This is a genomic window from Gluconacetobacter azotocaptans (genome assembly GCF_014174355.1).
GTDB classification, from domain to species: Bacteria; Pseudomonadota; Alphaproteobacteria; order Acetobacterales; family Acetobacteraceae; genus Gluconacetobacter; species Gluconacetobacter azotocaptans.
Genome location: NZ_JABEQF010000002.1, coordinates 349010 through 372942 on the forward strand (window position 1 = coordinate 349010; position 23933 = coordinate 372942).

Annotated in this window: 18 protein-coding genes; 16 read left to right on the top strand and 2 right to left on the bottom strand. The window is 69.3% G+C overall.

Annotation, left to right across the window (positions count from 1 at the left end; translation table 11 throughout):
* The first annotated feature begins 31 nt into the window (after window positions 1-31).
* The 16 genes from treZ (at window position 32) to HLH34_RS03745 (ending at window position 20034) form a co-directional block, all read left to right on the top strand.
* Entirely contained in the window at window positions 32-1795 is a 1764-nt protein-coding gene (gene treZ / locus HLH34_RS03670; protein ID WP_183118247.1) for a malto-oligosyltrehalose trehalohydrolase, read from the top strand.
* Window positions 1788-3854 (top strand): 4-alpha-glucanotransferase, encoded by a 2067-nt coding sequence (gene malQ / locus HLH34_RS03675; RefSeq protein ID WP_183118248.1) that lies wholly within the window; start codon window positions 1788-1790, stop codon window positions 3852-3854. The genes treZ and malQ overlap by 8 nt, the downstream gene beginning before the upstream one ends.
* Window positions 3851-6616 (top strand): malto-oligosyltrehalose synthase, encoded by a 2766-nt coding sequence (treY, locus tag HLH34_RS03680; RefSeq protein ID WP_183118249.1) that lies wholly within the window; start codon window positions 3851-3853, stop codon window positions 6614-6616. Before malQ ends, treY begins: the two co-directional genes overlap by 4 nt.
* Before the next feature lie 116 nt (window positions 6617-6732).
* Window positions 6733-8283 carry a histidine ammonia-lyase gene (gene hutH, locus HLH34_RS03685; RefSeq protein WP_183118250.1) on the top strand — a complete coding sequence of 517 codons (1551 nt, stop codon included), beginning with the start codon at window positions 6733-6735 and terminating at the stop codon, window positions 8281-8283.
* A gap of 184 nt (window positions 8284-8467) precedes the next feature.
* The gene (locus HLH34_RS03690; protein ID WP_183118251.1) at window positions 8468-9121 is read left to right on the top strand and encodes a cytochrome c3 family protein; all 654 of its coding nucleotides are present in this window, start codon (window positions 8468-8470) and stop codon (window positions 9119-9121) included.
* A complete protein-coding gene (locus HLH34_RS03695; RefSeq protein ID WP_183118252.1) occupies window positions 9109-11943 on the top strand; it encodes a 4Fe-4S dicluster domain-containing protein in 2835 nt (944 codons plus the stop codon). Before HLH34_RS03690 ends, HLH34_RS03695 begins: the two co-directional genes overlap by 13 nt.
* Window positions 11940-13298, top strand: a complete 1359-nt coding sequence (nrfD, locus tag HLH34_RS03700) for an NrfD/PsrC family molybdoenzyme membrane anchor subunit (protein ID WP_183118253.1) — start codon at window positions 11940-11942, stop codon at window positions 13296-13298. Before HLH34_RS03695 ends, nrfD begins: the two co-directional genes overlap by 4 nt.
* Complete coding sequence (locus HLH34_RS03705; RefSeq protein ID WP_183118254.1) at window positions 13295-13795, top strand: quinol:electron acceptor oxidoreductase subunit ActD; 501 nt, start codon at window positions 13295-13297, stop codon at window positions 13793-13795. Before nrfD ends, HLH34_RS03705 begins: the two co-directional genes overlap by 4 nt.
* The gene (locus HLH34_RS03710; RefSeq protein WP_220792020.1) at window positions 13792-14292 is read left to right on the top strand and encodes a c-type cytochrome; all 501 of its coding nucleotides are present in this window, start codon (window positions 13792-13794) and stop codon (window positions 14290-14292) included. The genes HLH34_RS03705 and HLH34_RS03710 overlap by 4 nt, the downstream gene beginning before the upstream one ends.
* Window positions 14289-15335, top strand: coding sequence for a hypothetical protein (locus HLH34_RS03715; protein WP_183118255.1), 1047 nt, complete (start codon window positions 14289-14291; stop codon window positions 15333-15335). Before HLH34_RS03710 ends, HLH34_RS03715 begins: the two co-directional genes overlap by 4 nt.
* Complete coding sequence (locus HLH34_RS03720; protein WP_183118256.1) at window positions 15328-15708, top strand: hypothetical protein; 381 nt, start codon at window positions 15328-15330, stop codon at window positions 15706-15708. Before HLH34_RS03715 ends, HLH34_RS03720 begins: the two co-directional genes overlap by 8 nt.
* A complete protein-coding gene (locus tag HLH34_RS03725; protein ID WP_244959601.1) occupies window positions 15705-16481 on the top strand; it encodes an SCO family protein in 777 nt (258 codons plus the stop codon). The genes HLH34_RS03720 and HLH34_RS03725 overlap by 4 nt, the downstream gene beginning before the upstream one ends.
* A complete protein-coding gene (coxB, locus tag HLH34_RS03730; RefSeq protein ID WP_183118257.1) occupies window positions 16478-17443 on the top strand; it encodes a cytochrome c oxidase subunit II in 966 nt (321 codons plus the stop codon). The genes HLH34_RS03725 and coxB overlap by 4 nt, the downstream gene beginning before the upstream one ends.
* A gap of 5 nt (window positions 17444-17448) precedes the next feature.
* Window positions 17449-19104, top strand: a complete 1656-nt coding sequence (locus HLH34_RS03735; RefSeq protein ID WP_183118258.1) for a cytochrome c oxidase subunit I — start codon at window positions 17449-17451, stop codon at window positions 19102-19104.
* A complete protein-coding gene (locus HLH34_RS03740) occupies window positions 19097-19744 on the top strand; it encodes a cytochrome c oxidase subunit 3 (RefSeq protein WP_183118259.1) in 648 nt (215 codons plus the stop codon). Before HLH34_RS03735 ends, HLH34_RS03740 begins: the two co-directional genes overlap by 8 nt.
* Window positions 19744-20034: a hypothetical protein gene (locus HLH34_RS03745; RefSeq protein WP_183118260.1), complete on the top strand. Its 291-nt coding sequence runs from the start codon at window positions 19744-19746 to the stop codon at window positions 20032-20034. The genes HLH34_RS03740 and HLH34_RS03745 overlap by 1 nt, the downstream gene beginning before the upstream one ends.
* A 16-nt stretch (window positions 20035-20050) precedes the next feature.
* On the opposite strand, the gene HLH34_RS03750 is transcribed toward HLH34_RS03745, so the two are convergent.
* Window positions 20051-21445 (bottom strand): amino acid permease, encoded by a 1395-nt coding sequence (locus HLH34_RS03750; RefSeq protein WP_240162198.1) that lies wholly within the window; start codon window positions 21443-21445, stop codon window positions 20051-20053.
* Window positions 21446-21533: 88 nt separating this feature from the next.
* Window positions 21534-23768, bottom strand: a complete 2235-nt coding sequence (locus HLH34_RS03755) for a TonB-dependent receptor (RefSeq protein ID WP_183118311.1) — start codon at window positions 23766-23768, stop codon at window positions 21534-21536.
* Window positions 23769-23933: the final 165 nt, after the last annotated feature.

Here is a 23933-nt window from a genome sequence, read left to right on the forward strand (position 1 = left end):
TCATGAGGCGTAGGACATGAAGGGATCGGACATGCGTACGACCCACGCTTTCACCTGCATGTCGGGCGCCACGCTGATCGGCCCGTCGCGCACCCGCTTTCGCCTGTGGGCGCCGTCGTGCGATACGGTCGGGCTGGAAATCGAGGGCCTGCCGCCCATTCCGATGGACCGGCATGCCGATGGCTGGTTCGGCGCCGTGGCGCCCTGCGGGGCCGGCGCGCGCTATCGCTATCGCGTGCGGCCCGACCTGGCGGTGCCCGACCCGGCGTCGCGCGCACAGCCCGACGACGTCTTCGGCCCCAGCATGGTCGTCGACCCCCGATCCTACGTCTGGGCGCATGCCGGCTGGCGCGGCCGGCCGTGGGAGGAAACCGTCATCTACGAAATCCATGTCGGTGCGGCCGGCGGGTTTCGCGGCGTGCAGGACCGCCTGGCCGGCCTGGCGGCGATGGGGATCACGGCGATCGAACTGATGCCCCTGTCGGAATTTCCGGGCGGCCGCAACTGGGGCTATGACGGGGTGCTGCCTTACGCGCCGGAATCGGCCTACGGCACGCCGGACGAATTGAAGGCGCTGATCGACCATGCGCACGGGCTGGGGATGATGGTCTTCCTCGACGTCGTCTACAATCATTTCGGGCCGGACGGAAATTTCCTGGCCAGCTACGCGGCGCCGTTCTTTCGCGACGACCGGGTGACTCCGTGGGGTGTGGCCATCGATTTCCGGCTGCCGCAGGTACGAACCTACTTCACCGAAAATGCCTTGTACTGGCTGATGGAATACCGCTTCGACGGATTGCGCCTGGACGCCGTGCACGCGATCGTCGAACAGGACTGGCTGGTGGATCTGGCCGCCCGCGTCCGGGCCGAGACCGAACCCGGCCGCCATGTTCACCTGGTCCTGGAAAACGAGAACAATGACGCCGCCCTGCTGGGCATGGGCTTCGCGGCGCAGTGGAACGATGACGGCCACAACGCCCTGCACGTGCTGCTGACCGGTGAGGACGAAGGGTATTACAGGAATTTTTCCCAAGACCCGACGGCCGACCTGGCCCGCGTGCTGGGGCAGGGGTTTGCGTTCCAGGGGCAGATGTTCCCGACGCTGGGCCGGCCGCGCGGCACGCCTTCGGCCGGCCTGCCGCCCAGCGCGTTCGTGCTGTTCCTGCAAAATCACGACCAGATCGGCAACCGCGCCCTGGGCGAGCGGCTGACCACCCTGGCCGATCCGCAGGCGCTGGCGGCGGCCTATGCGCTGTTGCTGCTGTCGCCGCAGATCCCGCTGATGTTCATGGGCGAGGAATGGGGGTCGCGCCGGCCGTTCCTGTTCTTCACCAGCCATGTGCCCGAACTGGGCCGGATCGTCCGCGACGGAAGGCGCCGCGAATTTGCCGCCTTCGCCCATTTCAGCGACCCCGCGCGCCGCGAGACCATCCCCGACCCGAATGACGCCGCCACCTTCGCGGCCTCGGCCCTCGATACGGCCGAAGTCGGGGCGGCCGAGTGCCAGGACGGGCTGGCGCTGACCCGGACGCTGCTGGCGTTGCGCTTCCGCCATGTCGTGCCGCGTCTGCGGGGGGCGCGCAGCCTGGACTCGGTGCCCATCGGGCCGGCCGCCGTGGCCGCGCGATGGGTGATGGGGGATGAGGCGGTCCTGGCGATCGCGCTCAATCTGGGCGATGCGGCGGTCGCTCTGCCGCCCGGCTTCGCGGGTCCGCTGCTGTTCGGGTCGCCCGATCCGCACGCACTGCCGCCGCGCAGTATCTCCGTGCGCCTGACCGAGGCCGGCCATGAGTGATCAATCGCTGCAGGCGCGGGCACGGCTGGCCGGCCTGATCACCTCGTGGCGGGGCACGGACGGCAAGGTGCATCGAGTCAGTGCGGACAGCCTGCGCAGCCTGCTGCGGGTGCTGGAAGGCGGGCGCGCGCTGCCAGTCCCTGCCAGCCTGCCGGCGCTGGTCGTCGGGCAGGTCGGTGTGGCAACGCCGCTGCCCCCGTTCGCGGTCTTGGGGGCGGCGGACGACACGGTGCCGTTCCGGCTGGTGTTCGAGAGCGGCGAAACCTTTTCCGGCCGCGCCGCGGTGTCCGCCGACGGCCGGGTCGAGCTGCCCGCCGTGAAACAGGTCGGCTATCACACGCTGGAAATCGGGTCGGGGCGAACGACGCTGGCAATGGCGCCGCCGTCCTGCCGGACAGTGCGCGAACGCGCGGGCAACGGCGGGGGGCGGGCCTGGGGGATCGCGGCGCAGATCTACGGCCTGCGTGCGCCGGGCGATGGCGGCATCGGCCATTTCGGCGCCCTGGCCAACCTGGCGCGGCAGGCGGGGGCCGCCGGGGCCGACGCGCTGGCGGTCAGCCCCGTCCATGCCATGTTCGCCGCCCGTCCGGACCAGTACAGCCCCTATTCGCCGTCCAGCCGGCTGTTTCTCAATACGCTGCTGGCGGATGCGTGCTGCTGGTTTCAGCCCCATGACGTCGTCTTGTCGATGCGCCGGCAGGGCATTGCCGAAACCGCGCTGAAACAGCTGGAGGACGCGCCGCTGATCGACTGGCCGCGCGCGGCGGCCCTGCGCCTTCAGATCCTGCGGGGCCTGTACGACGACCATGTGCGCGCCCTGCCACCCGCCGAGATGACGGCGTTCGTCCGGGCGCAGGGCCGCGCGCTGCACCAGCACGCGGTGTTCGAGGCCCTGCATGCCCACCAGTTGCAGCGCGGCCCCCGGGGCGGCAACTGGCGCATCTGGCCAACGGCCCTGCGCAACCCCGACAGCCCCGAAGTCGCGCGCTTTGCCGAGGAACGCCAGCATGAGGTCGGGTTTCACCTGTTCCTGCAATGGCTGGCGGCGCGTGGCTTGGGCGAGGCGGGCCGCGCCGCGCAGGAGGCGGGGATGAAGATCGGCCTGATCGCCGACCTGGCGGTGGGCACCGATCCGTCGGGCAGCCAGTGCTGGATGCGCCAGGACGAATTCCTGATCGGCGCGTCGGTGGGCGCCCCGCCGGACCCGCTGGGCCCCATCGGCCAGAACTGGGGCCTGACGACGTTTTCGCCCGGCGGCATGCACGCCCACGGCTATCGCGCCTTCATCGAGACGCTTCGGGCTACTTTCGCCCGCCAGGGCGGCGTGCGCATCGATCATGTGATGGGGCTGGAGCGGCTGTGGATCATTCCCGACGGCGGCGCGCCGACCGACGGCGCCTACCTGTGCTTCCCGCGCCAGGACCTGATGCGCCTGGTGGCGCTGGAATCATGGCGGCACGACGCCATCGTGATCGGCGAGGACCTGGGCACCGTGTCGGCCGAGTATCGCCGCCATGCCGAGCGGCGGGCGATCATGGGCATGAACGTGCTGTGGTTCCAGCGCGACCCGTCGGGCGACTTCATGCCGGCGGCGCGATGGGACCGGAACGCGGCGGCCATGACCAGCACCCACGACCTGCCGACCGTCTCGGGCTGGTGGCTGGGCACGGATATCGGCTGGCGCAAGGCATTGCGCCAGCTTCCCAAGGGGGCGCGGGTCGAGGACGCGCTGGCGGCGCGCGATCACGATCGCGCGGCCCTGTGGGCGGTGCTCCATACCGGGGGCGAGCCCGGCCCCATGCCGCCGGTCACCGAGGAAGGCGCGCGCATCGTGGTTGATGCGGCGGCGCGTTTCATCGGCATGACGCCGTCGCCGCTGGCGATCCTGCCGCTGGAGGACGTGCTGGGCCTGATCGAGCAGCCCAACCTGCCCGGTACCGTCACGGGCCATCCGAACTGGCAGCGCCGCTACCCCGGCGGGCGGGACCTTGCGCTGCTGTCGCGGCCCGAGGCTGCCCACAGGCTGGGCCTGCTGCGTGACGGCAGGCGCGCCACATGACGGGCCTGCGCGCGACCATCCGCCTGCAATTCCATAGCGGCTTCACGCTGGACGACGCCGCGGCGCGGGTGGATTACTTCGCCGACCTGGGCGTCAGCCATATCTACGCCTCGCCGCTGCTGGCCGCCCGGCCGGGATCGACGCATGGCTACGACACCATCGACTATGGCCGGATCAATCCCGAACTGGGGGGCGAAGCCGCCCTGGCCCGGCTGGTCGCGCGGCTGCGCGGCCGGGGGATGGGCCTGATCCTGGATATCGTGCCGAACCACATGGCGGTCGGCGGCAGCGGAAACCGCTGGTGGGAGGACGTGCTGAGCTGGGGAAAAACCAGCCGCTACGCGCATTTTTTCGATATCGACTGGACGCCGCCGGACAGATGGCTGCACGGGCGGGTGCTGCTGCCGTTCCTGGGCAGCCCGTATGGCGAGGCCCTGCGCAACGGCGACATCGTGCTGCGCCATGACGGGCAGGACGGGACCTTCTTCTGCCAGCATTACGAACATCGCTTTCCGATCTGTCCGCGGAATTATCGCGACCTGTTCGACGGGATCGACCTTCCGCCCTCCACTGCCGACATCCTTGCGCATCTGCACGCCGCCCCGCCCGCGTCGGCCGACGGCCTGCTGCGCGCGTTCGGCCACTGGGGCAGGACGCCGGAAGGGGTGCATGCCATCGGCCGGGCGATCGCCCGGCACGACCCCGCCGCGCCGGGCGGGGGGGAGCGGCTGCATCGCCTGCTGGAACGCCAGCATTACCGGCTGGCCTGGTGGCGCACCGCCGGCGACATCATCAACTGGCGGCGTTTCTTCGACATCACCGGGCTGGCCGGCCTGTGCGTCGAATATCCCGACGTGTTCGACGCCGTCCATGCCACGGTGTTCTCGCTGTACGCGCGCGGGTTGATCGACGGCGTGCGGGTCGATCATGTCGACGGCCTGACCCGTCCGGCCGAATATTGCCGGCACCTGCGCCGTCGCCTGTCGGAACTGGCCCCCCTGCGGCCGCCCGGCGTGCCGCCCCACGCCTCGATCCATGTCGAGAAGATCCTGGGGCCGGGCGAGGCCCTGCCCGAATCCTGGGGCGCCGACGGGTCGACCGGGTATGATTTCCTGGAGCAGGTCGATGCCGTCATGCACGACCCGCGCGGCGAGGCGCCGCTGACGGATCTGTGGACCTGGGCGGCGGCGGGCGCTCCGTCGTTCGACGTCGAGGAGCGTGCGGCGCGCGGGATGATCCTGTCGGCGGTGCTGGGCGCGGAATGCGGGCGGCTGGTGCATCTGCTGGGCGGGCTGGCGCGCCGTGACGCGCGGACGCGCGATTTCACCGATGCCGCGATCATGCGTGTCCTGCGCCGGGTGCTGGTGCATTTCCCCGTCTACCGGACCTATGCCGGCGACATGTCGCGCGCGCCGGCGGCGGCCGACCGCCGGGTGCTGCGCCGGGCCTGCCGGGCGGCGCGGGCCGACCTTCCCCCTGGGCACGGGCCGGTTCTCGACTGGCTGGAAAAGAGGCTCGGCCCGGCCGGCATGGGGCTGGGGGCCGGCCCCGCCATCGCCTGTTTCGAGCATCTCAGCGCGCCGCTCGCCGCCAAGGCGGTCGAGGACACGGCATTCTATCGCTATGGCCGGCTGCTGTCGCGCAACGATGTCGGCACCCATCCGGCGCTGTTCGCCGGAACGGTCGAGGCGTTCCATGCCGCGAACCTGCTCCGGTTGCGCGATTTTCCGCGCGGGATGCTGGCGACCGCGACGCACGACCACAAGCGGGGCGAGGATTCGCGCGCCCGGCTGGCCGTCCTGTCCGAAGCGGGCGTGGACTGGGCCCGCCAGGTGGGGGAATGGACCGACCGCAACGCCGCATTGCGCGGCCGCGCCCAGGGCGGCCCCGCGCCGGATCGGGCGGACGAACTGATCCTGTATCAGGTCCTGGCCGCGACCTGGCCGATGACGGACGCCGCCCCGCACGCCAAGGCCAGCCAGAGTTTTCGCGATCGCATACAGGCATGGCAGACCAAGGCCCTGCGCGAGGCAAAGCGGCACACCAGCTGGACCGATCCGGACCCGGCGTACGAGGAAGGATGCCGCCGGTTCGTCGACGCCCTGCTGCATGCCGACCCGTCGAACACATTCCTGACGTCGCTGGACGCCGTCGTCGATCGCATCGCCCCCGCCGGGGCGCTGAACGGGCTGGCCCAGACGCTGCTGCGCCTGACCTGCCCGGGGGTACCCGACCTGTACCAGGGGTGCGAATACTGGGATTTCAGCCTGGTCGATCCGGACAATCGCCGGCCGGTCGATTTTCCGGCCCGGGTGGCAAGCCTGGCGGGCGACGGCGATATCACCGCCCTGGCCCGGCACTGGCGGGACGGTCGGGTGAAGCAGCGCCTGATCCAGGCGGTGCTGCGCCTGCGCCTGGCGCAACCCGCGCTGTTCGCCGACGGGGCCTATGACCCCATCCGCGTGGTGGGTCCCGGGCGGGGGCAACTGGTCGCCTTTACCCGGACGCTGGACGATTTCTGCCTGCTGGTCATCGCGCCGCGCCTGCCTTTCGCTCTGTCGCCCGACCCGGCGGACCTATCCTGCGCGGCCTTCCCGCCAACGGGCACGGTGCTGCACTTGCGGGACGATCTGCCCGGATCGTGGACCTCTATCATCCGCCCCGGGCGGACCTGCGACGCCGCCGCCCTGCGGCGGCTGGCGATGCTGGATGGCGGCCTGCCGCTGGACGTGCTGATCGGACGGAGGCGCCAGCCGGAGTGAGAGAGCAGAGGGGGCCGGATTGACACGGCGCGGACGGTGTGGCTATCGAATGGTATATACAAGTATATTCAAGGCTTCGCCATGACCGTCTCCCTCCTTCGTCCGGCCGGCCGGCGATGACCGATTCCTTCATCCTGATGCCGGGGACGCTCGGCCTTGCGGACCTGCGGCGGTTCGCCTTCTCGGCCCCCAGCCTGGCCCTGGCGGAGGGCGTGCGCACGCTGCTGGACGACGCCGCGGGGTCCGTCGCGCGGATCGTGGCCGACGGCAAGCCGGTCTATGGCGTCAACACCGGCTTCGGCAAACTGGCCAAGACCCGGATCGCGGACGCCAATCTGCGCGACCTGCAACGGAACCTGGTGCTGAGCCACGCGGCGGGGATCGGCGCGCCGATGGACGCGCGCACGGTGCGGCTGATCATGCTGCTGAAGGCGAACGGGCTGGGCCGCGGCTATTCGGGCGTGCGGGCCGATGTCGTCCAGCTGCTGCTGGACATGTGCAATCGCGGCGTGCTGCCGGTCATTCCGCAGAAGGGATCGGTCGGCGCGTCGGGCGACCTGGCCCCGCTGGCCCACATGACGGCGGTGATGATCGGCGAGGGCCAGGCCACCTTCGAGGGCCGCATCCTGCCGGGCGGCGAGGCCCTGCGGGCGGCGGGCCTGGCCCCGCTGGTGCTGGGTGCGAAAGAAGGGCTGGCGCTGCTGAACGGCACGCAGGCCTCGACCGCGCTGGCGCTGGTGGCGCTGTTCGATGCCGAACGGCTGTTCCAGGCGGCGCTGGTCACCGGCGCGCTGACCCTGGATGCGGCCCGGGGCACCGACGCCCCGTTCGACCCCAGGCTGCATGCCCTGCGCGGCCAGAAGGGGCAGATCGAATGCGCCGCCGTCTATCGCGCGCTGATGGCGGGTTCGGCGATCCGCGCCTCGCACCGCGAGGACGATGAACGGGTTCAGGACCCGTACTGCCTGCGCTGCCAGCCGCAGGTGATGGGGGCGTGCCTGGACAATCTGCGTCACGCGGCATCCGTCCTGCTGATCGAGGCGAACGCGGTGTCGGACAACCCCATCCATTTCGCCGACACCGACGAGATGCTGTCGGGCGGCAATTTCCATGCCGAGCCGGTGGCCATCGCCGCCGACCTGATGGCCATCGCGGTGTCGGAAATCGGCGCGATCGCCGAACGCCGGCTGGCCCTGCTGGTCGATGCGCAGATGAGCGGCCTGCCCCCCTTCCTGGTGCGCGACAGCGGGCTGAATTCGGGCTTCATGATCGCGCAGGTCACGGCGGCGGCGCTGGCGTCGGAAAACAAGACGCTGGCCCATCCCGCCAGCGTGGACAGCCTGCCCACCTCGGCCAACCAGGAAGACCACGTCAGCATGGCCACGTTCGCGGCCCGGCGGGTGGGCGATATCGTGGCGAACGTGCGCGATATCGTCGCCATCGAGTATCTGGCGGCGGTGCAGGGGATCGACTTCCTGTCCCCGCTGGAGACCTCGGCCCCGCTGGCCCGCGCGGTTGCCGCCCTGCGCGGCAAGGTGGCCTTCTACGACCGCGACCGCGTGTTCACCCCTGATATCGAGGCCGCGCGCGACCTGATCGCCGCCGGCGTGCCGGTGGCGGCGGTGGGCGCGGACAGACGCCTGCCGGTGCTGGACGCCGCCGCCTGACCGGCCCCCATCCGCGCGCGTAGCCAAAGGCGGTTCCCCCTCCGGATCATTCCGCCGTGCGGTCACCGCGACGTGATGGGATCGTTTTCCGTCCCGGTTGCGTTCGAGGTGGGAACGATGCGGGGCTGGATCGGGCTACCCGCCCGATCCGCAGGGCCCCGTTCAGCGAGGTGGAACACGGCCGATGGCGGCGGTATTCAGTCCACGTGCCAATGTCATCGTTACGGTAGTAATGCTTGGGGCCGTGGGCATCGTCGTCGGCGTGTGCCTGTGGTGGTTCGCGTGGCCGCGATCCGATTACGTCCGGCATGTCGGCTGGGCGATCCAGCAGCCGGTTCCGTTCAGCCACCAGCACCATGTGGCGGGGCTGGGCATCGATTGTCGGTTCTGCCACAGCAGCGTGGAGCGCAGCGCGCAGGCCAGCCTGCCGCCGACCTTCACCTGCATGACGTGTCATTCCCAGATCTGGACCAATGCCGCCCTGCTGGCGGAGGTGCGTGACAGCCTGTCGGAAAACCGGCCGATCGTCTGGGCGCGTGTGACGGATGTTCCGGATTACGTTTATTTCAATCACAGCATCCATGTTTCCAAAGGTGTAGGCTGCGAGAGCTGCCATGGCAACGTGGCGCGCATGCCCCTGACCTACAAGGCGAAGACGCTGACGATGCAGTTCTGCCTGGACTGCCATCGCGATCCGGGGCCGAATTTGCGGCCGCTTGCGAACATCTATGACATGGACTGGCATCCGGACCACGCCACCCCGCCCCCCGCCGAGCTGATGCGCGCGTACCATATCGGCGGCCGCAACCTGACGGAGTGCTCGATATGCCATCGCTAGAGGGGCTGCCGGGTGACGAACGGGACTGGGTCCGGCGTTTTCCGCATCTGGAACAGGCCCTGGCGCATCCGCTGGACCGGCGGCGGACGCTGAAACTGCTGGCCCTGGCGCTGGCCGGCGGCGGGCTGGCGGGGTGCGACCCGGGCACACCCGATCGCGGTTTCGTCTCGGCGGTGCGGGCGGCACCGGGGGTGATTCCGGGGGTGCCCAACATCTATGCCAGCGCGCATGTGCGCGACGGCTATGCCCACGGCATTCTGGTCACCCACCAGATGGGGCGGCCGACCAAGGTGGAAGGCAACCCCGCGCATCCCGCCAGCCTGGGCGCCACCGACATCTTCGCCCAGGCCGCGATCCAGGATTTCTACGACCCCGACCGGGCCAGCGGGCCCCTGCACGACGGCATGCCGGCGGCCTGGCAGGAGGTGACGACCGCGTTGCAGGCGGTGCGCGCGCCGGACGGCATGGCGCCCGCGTCCGGCCTGCGCATCCTGACCGGAACAGTCACGTCGCCGACGCTTGGGGCGGCGATCGACGCGTTGCTGGCGGCCCATCCCGGCGCGGTCTGGCATCGATGGGACGCCATCGGGCGGGATGCGGCGCGGCAGGGCGCGGCCCAGGCCTATGGCCGCCCGGCGATGGTGATCCCGGACCTGAGGCAGGTCGATGTCGCCCTGGCCGTGGACAGCGACCTGCTGGACAGCGCGCCCGGTCATCTGCGCCATGCCCGGGCCTTCGCCGGGCGGCGCAACCCGGTGCAAGGGCCGATGAACCGCCTGTATGCCGTGGAACCGACGCCCAGCCTGACGGGCGTTGCCGCCGACCACCGCTTTGTCGCGGCCCCGGCCGTCTGCGACGAGATCATCGGGCGGCTGGGCGCGGCTATCCTGCATAACGCGGCGCCCTCAGGCGGGCCGGACTGGCTGGGGGCGGTGGTGGCCGACCTGCGCGCCCATCCCGGGCGGGCGCTGATCCATCTCGGCCCCGACCACGGGGCCGAAGCCCACGCGAGCGTGCATGCGATGAACGAGGCGCTGGGCGGACGGGGCAGGGCGTTCGACGTCTTTGAGCCGCCAGACTATCGGCCCGCGCAGCCAACCTCGACCTTATCGGCGCTGATGGATGACATGGAGAACGGGCGCGTCCGGGCGCTGCTGATCCTGGACGTCAATCCGGTCTATCAGGTGCCCCGCTTTGCCGCGGCGCTGCCGCGCGTCCCCCTCAGCGTCGCGCTGGCGGACCGGCCGCACGAGACGGCGCAGGCGGCCCGCTGGCACGTTCCGCTGGCCCATGGGTTCGAGGACTGGGGCGACGCCCGCGCCGACGACGGCACGGCGACGATCCTGCAGCCGCAGGCCATGCCGCTTTATGGCGGGATGAGCGCCGTGACCATCCTGCGCGCCTGCGCCGGGGACGCCGCCCGGTCGGCGCGGGAGCAGGTGCGGCAAACGTGGCGGGAGCGGCTGGCGTCCGAGGCCGAGTGGCGCGCGGCGCTGGCGGCCGGCGTGGTGCCGGGTACCGCCGCCGCGCGCATCGATGCGCCGATCGCGCCCGTCACGCCGTCGGCGTCCCCCCCCGCCGCACCGGCGGAGTTGACCCTGCTGCTGCGGCCCGACCCGCATTTGTGGGACGGGCGCGAGGCGAACAATCCCTGGTTGCAGGAACTGCCGCGACCGCTGAGCAAGACCGTCTGGGGCAATCCGCTGCTGATTCCGCCGGACCTGGCGCGATCGCGGGGCCTGCGCAACGGGGATGAGGTTACGCTGTCGGTGGGCGCGCGCCGCGTCGCGTTGCCGGTGTGGGTGCAGCCGGGGCAGGCATCGGGCTGCGTCGTCGGCCTGCTGGGGTCGGGCCGGCGGCATGCCGGGGCGACGGGCGACGGGGTCGGCACGGACCTGTATCCGCTGCGCGACCCCGCCGGGCCGGTGCGGATTGTCGCCACCGGCCGCGCGGTGGCCGTCGCCTGCACCGAGCACCATGCCACGCTGGTCGCCGACGCGCCGTCCGACATCGTGCGGCACGGCACGCTGGCGCGGTTCCGGCAGGATGCGGGATTTCTGGGGAAGATGCAGGATCATCCGGTACCCGCCGCCGCCCTGTACCGGCGCGACCCCGGCGCTCCGGTGGCGTGGGGCATGAGCATCGACCTGAATGCCTGCATCGGCTGCAACGCCTGCATGACTGCCTGCCAGGCGGAGAACAACGTGCCGGTGGTGGGGCGGGACGAGGTGCTGCGCCAGCGCGAGATGCACTGGCTGCGCATTGATCGGACCTATGAAGGAACGCAGGACACCCCGGACACGTTCTTCCAGCCGATGCTCTGCATGCATTGCGAACAGGCGCCTTGCGAGACGGTCTGCCCCGTCGGCGCCACGACGCATGATTCGGAGGGCCTGAACGTGATGGTCTACAACCGATGCGTCGGCACGAAATTCTGTTCCAACAACTGTCCTTACAAGGTCAGGCGATTCAATTATTTCGCCTTCGCCGAGCAGGAACGCCGGCCGCCGATCAGCCGCAATCCGGACGTTTCGGTCCGCGCGCGCGGCGTGATGGAAAAATGCACCTTCTGCGTCCAGCGGATCGCGCAGGCGCGCATCGCGGCCGACCGCGACGGCACGGCGGAACAGGTGGTGACGGCCTGCCAGGCCGCATGTCCCACGCAGGCCATCACCTTCGGCGACATCAACGATCCTGGCGCTGCCGTCAGCCATCGCAAGGCCAGCCCGCTGACGTATGTGGTGCTGCCCGAACAGGGCACGCATCCGCGCGTGACCTATGAGGGGCGTATCCGCAACCGCAATCCGGCGATCGAACTGTGAGCGGCCCGGCCGTCATCGCTCCGGTCGTGGCGCCTGGCGAGACCGCACAATCGCTGACCGAGCGCATCTGCGCGGTGACGCTGCGCGAGGGCGCGCGCCCCTGGACACCGCTGTGGTGGTGGGCGGCCTTCGCGGTGTCGCTGGGGCTGCTGGGGATAGGCGTGATCGCGGTCGGGTGGCTGTTCTATGCCGGCCTGGGCATCTGGGGCATCGACTGGCCGGTGGTCTGGGGGCTGGATATCCTCAATTACGTCTGGTGGATCGCCATCGCCTCGGGCGGCACGTTCATCTCGGCGCTGTTCTTCCTGCTGGGGGTGGAGTGGCGCACGGCGCTGAACCGGCTGGCCGAGAGCCTGACCCTGTGCGCGGCCCTGTGCGCAGCGATTTTTCCGATCCTGCATCTGGGGCGGCCGTGGTTCTTCTACTGGCTGTTTCCCTACCCGAACACCATGGGGCTGTGGGCGCAGTTCCGCAGCCCGCTGGTGTGGGATTTCTTCGCGATCCTGACGTACGTTCTGGCGTCGATCCTGTTCTGGTATTTCGGCTTGCTGCCCGATCTTGCGACCTTGCGCGACCGGGCGCAGGGGCAGGGGCGGCGCGTATTTTACGGCGTGCTGGCCCTGGGTTTTCGGGGATCGGGCCGGCAGTGGCGGCATTATCGGTCGGTCTATGCCGTCATGGCCGCCCTGATGGCGCCGCTGGTGGTGTCGGTGCACAGCATCGTGGGCATGGATTTTGCGGGCAGCGCCGCCACCGGCTGGCATTCCACGCAGTTTCCGCCGTTCTTCGTGTTCGGCGCAGCGCTGTCGGGGTTTGCCGTGGTACTGCTGGCCATCCTGCCGCTGCGGTCGCTGCTGGGCCTGCACGCCTATGTGACCGAGCGGCATATCGACGTGCTGGGCCGGCTGTTCCTGACCAGCAGCCTGTGCGTCGGCTATGCCTATGTCATGGACGCCTTCAGCACGTTCTACGGGCCGGACGAGGCGGACCGGACGATGTTCCTCATGCGCGTCTTCGGCCTGTATGCGCCGGTCTATTGGGGCACCATCCTCCTGAACATCGTGTTTCCGCAGTTGCTGTGGTGGCGGTCGGTGCGGCTGACGCAGCCGCTGGTCTGGCTGATCGGCCTGGGGGTGCTGGTGGGCATGTGGCTGGAACGGTTCCAGATCATCGTGACCAGCCTGGCGCGTACGCAACTGCCCTCGGCCTGGGGGCACTACACGCCGACGATATGGGAATGGAGCCTGCTGTTCGGCACGATCGGGCTGTTCCTGACCACGTTCCTGCTGATCGTGCGGCTGATGCCGGTGGTGGCGATGGCCGAAATGCGGGCGATGCTGCGGGGGCCGGCATGATCGTCGCCGCCTTCGCCACCGAAGCCGCGATGAGGGAGGCCGCCGCCGAGATCCGGCGGGGCGATCCCGGCGGCGTCGAGACCTATATGGCGATGGAACCGGGCGAGGCACAGGGTGGGGCGGAAGGCGGGTCCGTCCTGCCGGCGGTGATGCTGTGCGGCGGGGTCGCGGGCGGGCTGGGCGGCTTCCTGATGCAGGCCTATGCCACGACCATCAGCTATCCGCAGAACATCGGCGGCCGGCCGGACCTGTCCTGGCCCGCTTACATTCCCACCACCTTCGAACTGGCGGTGCTGGGCGCCGTGGTCGCCGGCATGGCCGGGTTCCTGGTGCTGGCCGGGATGCCGCGCCTGTACGACCCCGTTGACCTGGCGGAGGGCATGCGCGCGGCGATGCTGGGGGGCTATGTTCTGGTCGCGCGTCCCGCCGATGCCGCCCGCGCGCGCCAGGTGCTGTCCCGCCACGCCGCGATCGGGATCGAGGACGTGGCGGAATGAGGAATGCCGCCGCCTCCGCTGTCGGGATCGCGGCCATGGCGCTGCTGGTCGCGGGCTGCGACGACATGACCAAGCAGAAGAAGCAGAACCCGTACGCCAGCCGCGCCACCGCGCCGGGCGAGGTCCCGTCCGGCACGGTGCAGTATGGCGAGGCGCCCCGGCCGGCGCCCCCACTGACCATGGCGCTGCTGGAGCGCGGACGGACCGAATATCATGTCTTCTGCGCGCCCTGCCATGCCGAGACGGGCGACGGGCACGGCATGATCGTGCAGCGCGGCTTTCCGGTCCCGCCGCCGCTGGCGACCGCCGAACTGATGGCCGCCCCGCCGCAACGGCTGTACGACGTCGTGACCGGCGGCTGGGGCGTGATGTACGGCTTCGCCCAGCGGATCGAGCCGGACGATCGCTGGGCCGTCGTCGCCTATGTGCGTGCGTTGCAGCGCAGCCAGCACATGATGCTGGCCGATCTGACGCCTCAGCAGCGGGCCGCGCCATGAGGGGCCCCCCGGCCCGTACCGAAGGCGTGGCGTGGGGTGTCGCCGGGCTGGCGGGGCTGGGGGTGCTGGCCGGGCTGGCGTGGATGCCCCATGCGGTCTACGGCCCGTGGCTGGCGGCATGCGCCGCATGGCTGGGCTGGCCGCTGGGCAGCATGGCGCTGATCCTGGCGCATGCGCTGACGGGCGGGCGCTGGGGCGATATGCTGCGCCCGGCCCTGCGCGCCGGGGTGGCCACGCTGCCGCTGGGCCTGCCGGCGCTGGCGGTGCTGCTGGCTGGAGCGGGCGATCTCTATCCCTGGCTGCATGCGCACGGTGCCAACCGGTTCTATCTGAACGCGCCGTTCGCCCTGCTGCGGGTCGCCCTCTATGCGCTGGTCTGGGGCACGCTTGGGGTGCTGTGCCTGCGGGGGCGGGGGTTGGCGCGCATTGCGCCGGCGGGGCTGATCCTGCTGGGGCTGACGTTCAGTTTCGCGGCCATCGACCTGACGGAATCGCTCGATCCGCGCTTCAGCTCCAGCGCCTACGGGCTGATCGCATCCGCCGGGGCGGGGCTGCTGGCGCTGGCGCTGGCCATGCTGCTGGCCATGCTTGCGGGGGGAGTCGCCGACCGGGAGGGGGTACGCGACCTGGCCCGGCTGCTGCTTGGGTTGACGGTGCTGTGGGCCTATCTGGATTTCATGCAGTTCCTGATCGTCTGGCAGTCCAACCTGCCGGTCGAAGCCGCCTGGTACGGCCGCCGGCTGCATGGCGGGTGGGGCGTTATCGCCGTGGGGATCGCGCTGCTGCATTTCGTGCTGCCTTTCGTGCTGCTGATGCCGGCCCCGTTGCAGGTCAGGCGGCCGGTCATCGTCGGGGCGGCGACCCTGCTGGTGGTCATGGAAACCGTGCGCAACCTGTGGCTGGTCCTGCCGCAGCGCGCGTCGGTGTCGGTGCCGCTGACCCTGGCGTCGCTTCTGGTGTTCGCGGGGGCGGGGGCGGCGCTGGGCCTTCGCTCGATGCTGCGCGAGGGCGCGGCGACAGGCATGGGGGGCGCCCATGGCTGACGATCCCGCTCCGCATTTTTCCCGCCCCCGTCACGAACCCGCGGACGTGACCCTGCGGCCGGTCGTGGCCGTTGGCATGGGGGTGGGCATTGTGGTGGTGGCGCTGGCGGTGCTGGCCGATGTGCTGTTTCCGCAGCGCGCGCTGGACATGCTGCTGCGCGCCCCCCTGCCGCCCATGACGTCGCCCGCCCTGCAAAGCGATCCGCCGGCCGACATGGCGGCCTTCCGCGCGGCGGACCTGGCGCGGCTGACCGGTTTCGGCTGGGTGGATCGCAAGGGCGGCGTGGCCCATGTGCCGATCGACCAGGCGATGCGCCAGATGGCGCGGGACGGCATTCCGGGCTGGCCCGCCGCCGGGACAGGCCGGCCATGAGGCCCGTGGCGATGGCGGTGTTCATGCTCCTGGCGGAACTGGTCTCGCCGGGGCCGGCGCGGGCCGGGCCGATGCAGGATCTGGCCTTCACCCAGCGGCAGGGGGCGTCGCTGCCGCTGGATGCGCGCTTCACCGACACGGCGGGGCACACCCTGCCGCTGGGGGCATTCATCGACGGGCACCCGGCCATCCTGTCGATGGGCTATTACAATTGCCCCAACCTGTGCGCGCTGGAACGCGAGGATCTGCTGCATGCCCTGGGCGTGAGCGGCCTGAAGCCACCGGGCGATTATGCGCTGATCGTCGTCAGCATCGATCCGGCCGAAACAGCCGCCCTGGCCCGGCAGGCCCGGCAGGACGATCTGGCCCGCCACGCCACCGATGGCGCCGACCGGGGCTGGCACTTCCTGGTGGGCGAGGCGGGTTCGATCCGGCGCCTGGCCGATGCGGTGGGGTTCCATGCGCGCTACGACCCGGCGCTGAAGCAGTATCTGCATCCGATGGGGCTGGTCTTCGCGACGCCGGCCGGCATGGTCTCGGGCTATGTGCTGGGGGTCGGCTACCGCCCCGGCGATGTCCGGCAGGCCCTGGCGCATGCCGCAGCCGGGCAGCGGGCCGAGGCGTCGCCCGTCCTGCTGCTGTGCTTTCATTACGACGCCGCCACCGGGCGCTATACGTTGGCGACCTGGAAACTGCTGCGGCTGGGTGCGGCGATGACGGTGCTGGCCCTGGGAACCGGGCTGGGCATGGCCCATTGGCGGAGGGGCCGATGACCTGGCTGCCCGAAGCCTCGGCCCATGCCACGCGGATCGACCTGTTGCTGGCGGGGCTGGTCCTCATTAGCCTGGCGGTGCTGGGGCTGGTGTTCGGGCTGATGCTGCTGAATATCCTGCGTTTCCGCGCGGGCCGTACGACGGCAATCGCCCGTGCCGTCGCGGCGCATAAAAGCTGGAGGTTCGAGATCGTCTGGACGGCGGCGACGCTGGCGATCTTCTTCGGCCTGTTCCTGTGGGCCACGCAGCTTTATGTCGTGGGCTTCCGGCCGCCGGCCGGGGCGATCCAGATCTATGTCACCGGCAAGCAATGGATGTGGAAGGTCCAGTATCCGGGCGGCCAGCGCGAAATCAACGCGCTGCATGTGCCGGCGGGCCGGCCGGTGCAGCTGCTGCTGACATCGGAAGACGTGATCCACGATTTTTCGATCCCCGTCCTGCGCATCAAGCACGACGTGCTGCCCGGCCGGTACCAGAGCCTGTGGTTCACCGCGGACCGCACGGGGTCGTTCCGGTTCTATTGCACGCAGTTCTGCGGGCTGGCCCATTCGCGCATGACGGGTACGCTGACCATCCTCAGCGCCACGGACTATGCCGGCTGGCTGAACAGCACGCCGGCCAGCGGCAGCCTGGCCGCGACGGGCGAGGCGCTGTTCATCCGCAGCGGATGCAGCGGCTGCCACGCCTCCAGCCGCTATGCCCCCGATGCGGCCGATACCAGCCGGGCGCCGTCGATGGTCGGGCTGTACGGCAGCCGGGTGGTGCTGGCCGACGGGCGCGCGGTGATGGCCGATGCCGCGTTCCTGCACGATTCCATCGTGGATGCGCCCCGCAGGCAGGATGCGTCCTTTACGACCGAGATGCCGTCCTTTCGCGGCGTGCTGAGCGAGGACGAACTGGCCGCGCTGGTCGCCTATCTGCAGACCCTTTCGCCCACCCTTCCGCCAAGTGCAGGGAACTGAACGCGATGTCGGGAACGCTGGATCCTTCCGCCCCACAGCGGAGCTATCTGTGGCAGGACGGAACCCTGCGATCGTGGCTGCTGACGCGCGACCACAAGCGCATCGCCCTGCTGTACCTGGGGTCGATCACCGCGTTCTTCGCGCTGGGTAGCGTGGGCGCGGCGCTGGTGCGGCTGCAACTGCTGGAACCCACCGGCACCATCCTGTCCGATGCGACCTACAACCGGATGTTCACCATGCATGGCGTGGTGATGGTCTGGCTGTTCCTGGTGCCGTCGATCCCGGTCACGCTGGGCAATTTCCTGGTCCCGCTGATGCTCGGCGCCCGCGATCTTGCGTTTCCGCGCCTCAATCTTCTGAGCTGGTACCTGTTCGTGGCGTCGGGCCTGCTGGTGGTCTACGGGCTGTTCCGGGGCGGACTGGAGACCGGCTGGACTTTCTATACCCCGCTTTCGTCCGAATATACCGAAGGGCGGGTGCTGCCGGTGGTGCTGGGGGTGTTCCTCAACGGGTTTTCCTCGATCGCCACGGGAGTGAATTTCATCGTCAGCATCCATCAGCTGCGCGCGCCGGGGATGGGCTGGTACCGGCTGCCGCTGATGCTGTGGGCGCTGTATGCCACCAGCGTCATCTTCGTGCTGGCGACGCCGGTTCTGGGCATCACGCTGCTGTTGCTGGCGTTCGAACATCTGTTCCGGGTCGGGGTGTTCGACCCGTCGCTGGGGGGCGACCCGTTGCTGTTCCAGCAGCTGTTCTGGTTCTACTCCCATCCTGCCGTCTACATCATGATCCTGCCGGGCATGGGGGTGGTCAGCGAGATCGTCAGCACCTTCTGCCACAAGCCGGTGTTCGGCTACCGGTTCGTGGCGTGGTCCTCGGTCTCGATCGCGGCCATCGGCTTCGTGGTGTGGGGGCACCACATGTTCGTGGCCGGGACGTCGCTCTATTCCGCCATTGTCTTTTCGATGTTCAGCTTCTTCGTCTCGGTTCCGTCGGCCATCAAGGTCTTCAACTGGCTGGGCACGATGCATGGCGGGTCCATCCGGCTGGACGCGCCCATGCTGTATGCGATGGGCTTCATCGGGCTGTTCACCGTGGGCGGGCTGACCGGGTTGTTCCTGGCCTCGCTGGCCGCCGACGTGCACCTGACGCAGACCTATTTCGTGGTGGCGCATTTCCACTACATCATGGTCGGCGGCATGGTGTCGGCCTATTTCGGGGGGCTGCACTACTGGTGGCCCAAGATCACCGGCCGGATGTATCCCGAGACCTGGGGGCGTCTGGCCGCCGGGCTGATCTTCTTCGGCTTCAACCTGACCTTCCTGCCGCAGTTCATCCTGGGGTTCGAGGGCATGCCGCGCCGCTATGCCACCTATCCCGCGCAGTTCCAGGTGCTGAACGTGCTGTCCTCGGCCGGGGCGGGCATCCTGGCCGTGGCCTATGCACTGCCGCTGGTCTATTTCACCTGGTCGCTGTTTCGCGGGGCGCGCGCGCCCGACAATCCGTGGCGGGCGACCGGGCTGGAATGGCGGACCGCCTCGCCGCCGCCCGTCGAGAATTTCGCCGAGACGCCGGTGGTGACCACCTACGCCTACGATTACGCCGAACTGGACGGCCGTGCCGGCCCGCCGGGCACGGCCGTGGGGGGGCCGCATGTCTGACGGTTCGGCGCTGGACCATCATTCCCCGTACGAGACGCCCCTGCACCGGGACGAGACGGCGGTCGCCGGCATGTGGCTGTTCCTGGCCAGCGAGGCGCTGCTGTTCGGCGGATTGTTCCTGGTCTGCCTGATCTATTCGCATACCCGCGCCGGGGGCTGGGCCGAGGGCGTGCGGCATACGAACCTGTCGATCGGGGCCGCCAACACCCTGATCCTGATCACCAGCAGCGCGGTCTATACGATGGCGGTCGAGGCCGGAAAGCGCGGCGACAACCGCCGCGTGGTCCGGGCAGGGCTGGGCGCGGCGGTGCTGGGCCTGACGTTCCTGGCCCTGAAGGGGGTCGAATGGGGGCAGGAATTCAGGGAAAACCTGTTCCCCGGCCCGCATTTCGCCCTTCATGGCCCGGACACCGGGGGCGCCCAGCTGTTCTACAGCTTCTATTTTCTGGCGACCTTCCTGCACGGCATGCACATGGTGGTGGGCATCGGGTTGATCCTGTGGATCTGCCGCAAGGCCCGCCACCGGGCATTCAGTGCCGCCTGGAACACGCCCGTGGACATCGTGGGGCTGTACTGGAGCTTCGTCGACCTGGTCTGGATGCTGCTGTTTCCGCTGCTCTATCTGATCGGGCGGGCGTGATGGCGCGCATCGCGGTCTGCTGGGGGATGCTGGTCCTGCTGCTGGCGGCCGAACTGGCGGCGGCGCGGCTGGGGTCCGGCATCGGTGTGGGCGTGCTGGCTGTCCTGATGGTTCTGGTCATCGTGCTGGGCTTCATGCAGATCCTGCGCGCGCCGCCGCTTGCGATCATCTTCGCGCTGGGCGGCCTGTTCTGGCTGACGATCCTGCTGGCGCTGGGCAGCCTGGACAGTTTCACGCGCACGACGGTGCCGGTGCATGCGGCCGCCTTGCCGGGGCCGACCGCGGAGTAGCCTCCGGGGACGCGGGTCAGTCCTCGGCCGGTGCGCCGCGTAGCGCCAGCGTGCCTTTTTCGAGCAGGACGATGAAGCCGACGGTCACGGCCCCCAGGATGACTTCCATCCGCGTGTGCGTCGTCGCGACCAGCATCGTCAGCAACGCGCCCACCAGCAGGGCCAGCGTGACGTAGGAAATCCACGGGAAGCCCCACATCGGCAAGGTGGGGTGATCGCCCTGGGCGATGGTCCGGCGACGCAGGCGGATCTGGGCGACCGCGATCAGCACATAGTCGAACAGCACGAAGGTGCCGGTCGCGCTGACCAGGAAGGCGAACACCAGGTCGGGCGACAGCATGCCGGCAAGGGCCACCAGGATGGCGATGACGCTGCCCGCCAGGATGGCCCGCCGCGGCGTGCCGTTGGCGCTGCGCGACAGGAACAGGCGCGGCGCGTCCCCGCTTTCGGCCAGTTCGCACAGGACGCGCGATGTCACGTACAGGCCTGAATTCAGCGCCGACAGGGTGGCGACCAGCATCACCCCCGTCATCAGCAGCGAGGCGAAGGGAATATCGAGGCGTTGCAGCGTCGTCAGGAACGGCGAACGCCCCGGGATCACGGTCGCCCACGGCGTCAGGCACAGGATCAGCCCGATCGACACCAGGTAGAAGATCAGGATTTTCAGCACGACCGAGCGGGTGGCCTGGCCGACGCTTTCGGCGGGGTGGGTGGAGTCCATGGCGGCGATGGTCGTGATCTCGGCACCGGCCATCGACAGCATGATGGCGGGAATGCTGGCCATCAGGGCGAAGCCCCCATGCGGGAACAGGCCGCCATGGGCCAGCAGGTTGGACGGGATGTCCGTGCGGTAGCCGGTGAAGCCCAGCAGCGCGCAGCCGCCGATGGCGATGAAGATCACGATGGTCATGATCTTGGTCATCGAGAACCAGTATTCGAATTCGCCATATCCCCGGACCGAGCACAGGTTGATCGCGGTCATCACGGCGATGATGGCGCATTCGATCGCCAGGAACGGCAGCGGCAGCAGCGGCGCCAGGAAGCTGGCCGCCGCGATCGCCTCGATCCCAAGAATGGTCGCCCACATCACCCAGTAGGTCCATCCGCCCACGAAGGCGGTGCGCGGGCCGATGCCGCGCCGGATGTGCGCGACGAACGATCCGGCGTCGGGGGCGGCGACGGTCATTTCGCCCAGCATCCGGGTGACGCACAGGATGATCAGACCGGCCAGCAGGTAGGACAGGAACACGCCCGGCCCCGCGGTGGCGATGGCACTGGACGAGCCCACGAACAGGCTGGCCCCGATCACGCCGCCGATCGAGATCATCGCCACATGGCGCTTGCGCAGTCGCGCGTCGCCGGCAGCGTCCGGCAGGGACGATGCCGGCGACGCAGTGGTGGAGATGGACATCGGCTTGGGCCTCCGGCGTGGTGTCAGGGCATTTCGGCCCCGATTATAGGTATCGGAACCGGAATGTCATGGTCTGCCGGGCGGGCGGTCAGAATTGCTGGGAAATGCCGGTCAGGATGGTGCGGCGCAGCCCGTATTGCGGCGCGCCGACCCCGATGCCGCTGCCGTCGCGCAGTTCGTAGGTGCGGTCGAACAGGTTGGTGACATCCAGCCGCAATTGCGTCCGCTTCAGGAACGGTACATGGAACAGGTCCCGGAACGACTGGACCAGCGACAGGTTGAAGGTGACATATTGCGGCAGCTTGGCGCCGTTGGGAATGTCGCTGTCCGCGCGCAGGCCGTTGCCGTAGACCATCGTGGCCGACAGGCGCGTCGGATGCCCGGTACGGTGGAAGAAGGTGTACGACCCGCCCGCCGACGCCGTCCAGCGCTGGTCGTGGTCCAGATGGACCCAGCGCTGCTGGATATAGGCCAGGTCGTCGGGCGCGAAATTGAACTGCGCGCTGGTGATGTCCTTGCCGATGGCGCGCGACCAGGCCATGTTGCCGTACAGCGACAGCGGGCCGCGGTCGTACGACGTGCTGACCTCGTAGCCGTTCACCTGTCCGCGCCGGTAATTGAAGCCCGACAGGATGATCGGCGCGCCGAACTGGCCTTCGTCGATCAGATTGTGCGCCAGCTTGTAATAGGCGTCGAACGAGGCGCGCCAGCCCGGCAGGATCTGCTGGGTGATGCCGGCATCGAAATAATGGTCGCTTTCGGCCTTGACGGTGTCGTTGCGGGTGCCGGGGGCGGCGGCGCTGGTGCCGTCGAGCCGGCTGACCGATGTACCGCTGACGACCTCGAACGGCGGCGGGGTGAAATAGCGGGAATAGCCGACATGCAGCGTCGTGCCGCGCAAGGGGGTCCAGACCAGGTTCAGGCGGGGGCTGAGCTGCTTCTGATGAGTGTATTCGTCCACCCCGTCCAGCCGCAGCCCGTAATTGACCGTTAGCGAGCGCAGCGGCTTCCATTCGTCCTGGGCATACAGGCCCCAGATCCAGCCGGTGCGTCCGCTGCCGTCATGGATCGAAACCGGATTGTCGCCGTAGACCGGCTCGCCGTCCGCATCGACGCCCGCCTGCTGGTAGACCAGAGAATCGGTCTTGGACACGTTGCGTTCGACGAACGCCTGGTAGCCGAAGCGCATCGTGTGCCGGCGGTTGATGCGCCACGTCACGTCGCTCTGGCTGCCCGACGAGAAGACCGAGCGGGCGGCCTGCTGCGCGATGCCGTTATAGACCAGGTCCCCCAGCATGTCCGGGGAATAGCGCAGGCTGCTGTACCGGACGAACGCCGATGTCTGGAGGCTGAATTTCCCGATTTCCTTCTGCAGGGACAGGATGCCGAAATCGGTGATTTCCTTCTGGCGTTCGTCCAGGCCGGCGCTGTCCACGCTGCCGGCCAGTTGCTGCGCCAGCGCGCTGCCGGAATAGGCCGGCTGCTGGAATTGCGTTTGCTGTCCGGGGTTGTTCGGAAGCTGATATTCCGCGTTCGACACGCCGGCGATCAGGCTGATGCGGGTGTCCTCGTCGGCCGTGTACCGCAGGTGACCCAGGGCATGGTACTGGTTGCTCAGGTCGTGCACGGCGTTGAAGCTGGGGGTGGTGTTCTCGATCGCCATCCGGTCGTGCAGGAAATCGCCGGTGGCGAAATAATCCCATTTTCCGTGATGTCCGCCATATTGCAGGGACGGAAAGAAATAATCCCGCGCCCCGCCATAGACCGAGGCGTCGCCGCCGGCGTTCGTGGTGCCGTTCTTGGTGGTGATATCGATCACCGCCGCCTGCAGGAAGCCGTATTCGCTGGGCAGCGCGCCCGTCGTCATCGACAGGGAATCGGCGAAGCGGGTCATCAGGGTCTGGCCGAACACGGTCAGACCCTCGGGCAACTGCACGCCGTCCAGGCGGAACTGCACCTCGTTATGGTCGCCACGGACATGGATCTGGCCGTAGCTGTCCTGCGTCACGCCGGGGGCCTGCAACAGCACGCCGTTCAGCGGCGCGTTGTCGCCGCCGGGCACGGTTTCGATGGCGGTACGGCTGAAATTATAGACCGTGGCCCCCGTCGAGGGTTGCAGGGCCGAGCGCGCCCGGTCGAGGCGCGCCGTCACGGTGATGCGCTCGGGGGCCGAGGACGGGGCCGTGGCGTCCGGCGCGGCCGGTTGTCCGGCGGGGGACGACGATGTCGTGGTTCCGGTCCCGGCGGGCCGGCCCTGCGCCACCGGCGTGGCGGGGGCGATCGTGTCGGCGCGTGCCGGCGTCGTGGACAGGGCCACGGTCATGGCCACGGGGGCCGCGCCCGACAGCAACAGGGTCATCGACGCGCGACGGGCGGAAGAGCGGAGTGGGGGCATGCGGGGCGATGTGTCCGGCTGGAGGGGCAGAGAAGGGAGCATGTTCTCGTGTCGCTCTAAACCGTATGATATAACGTTTCAATATAAACCGAC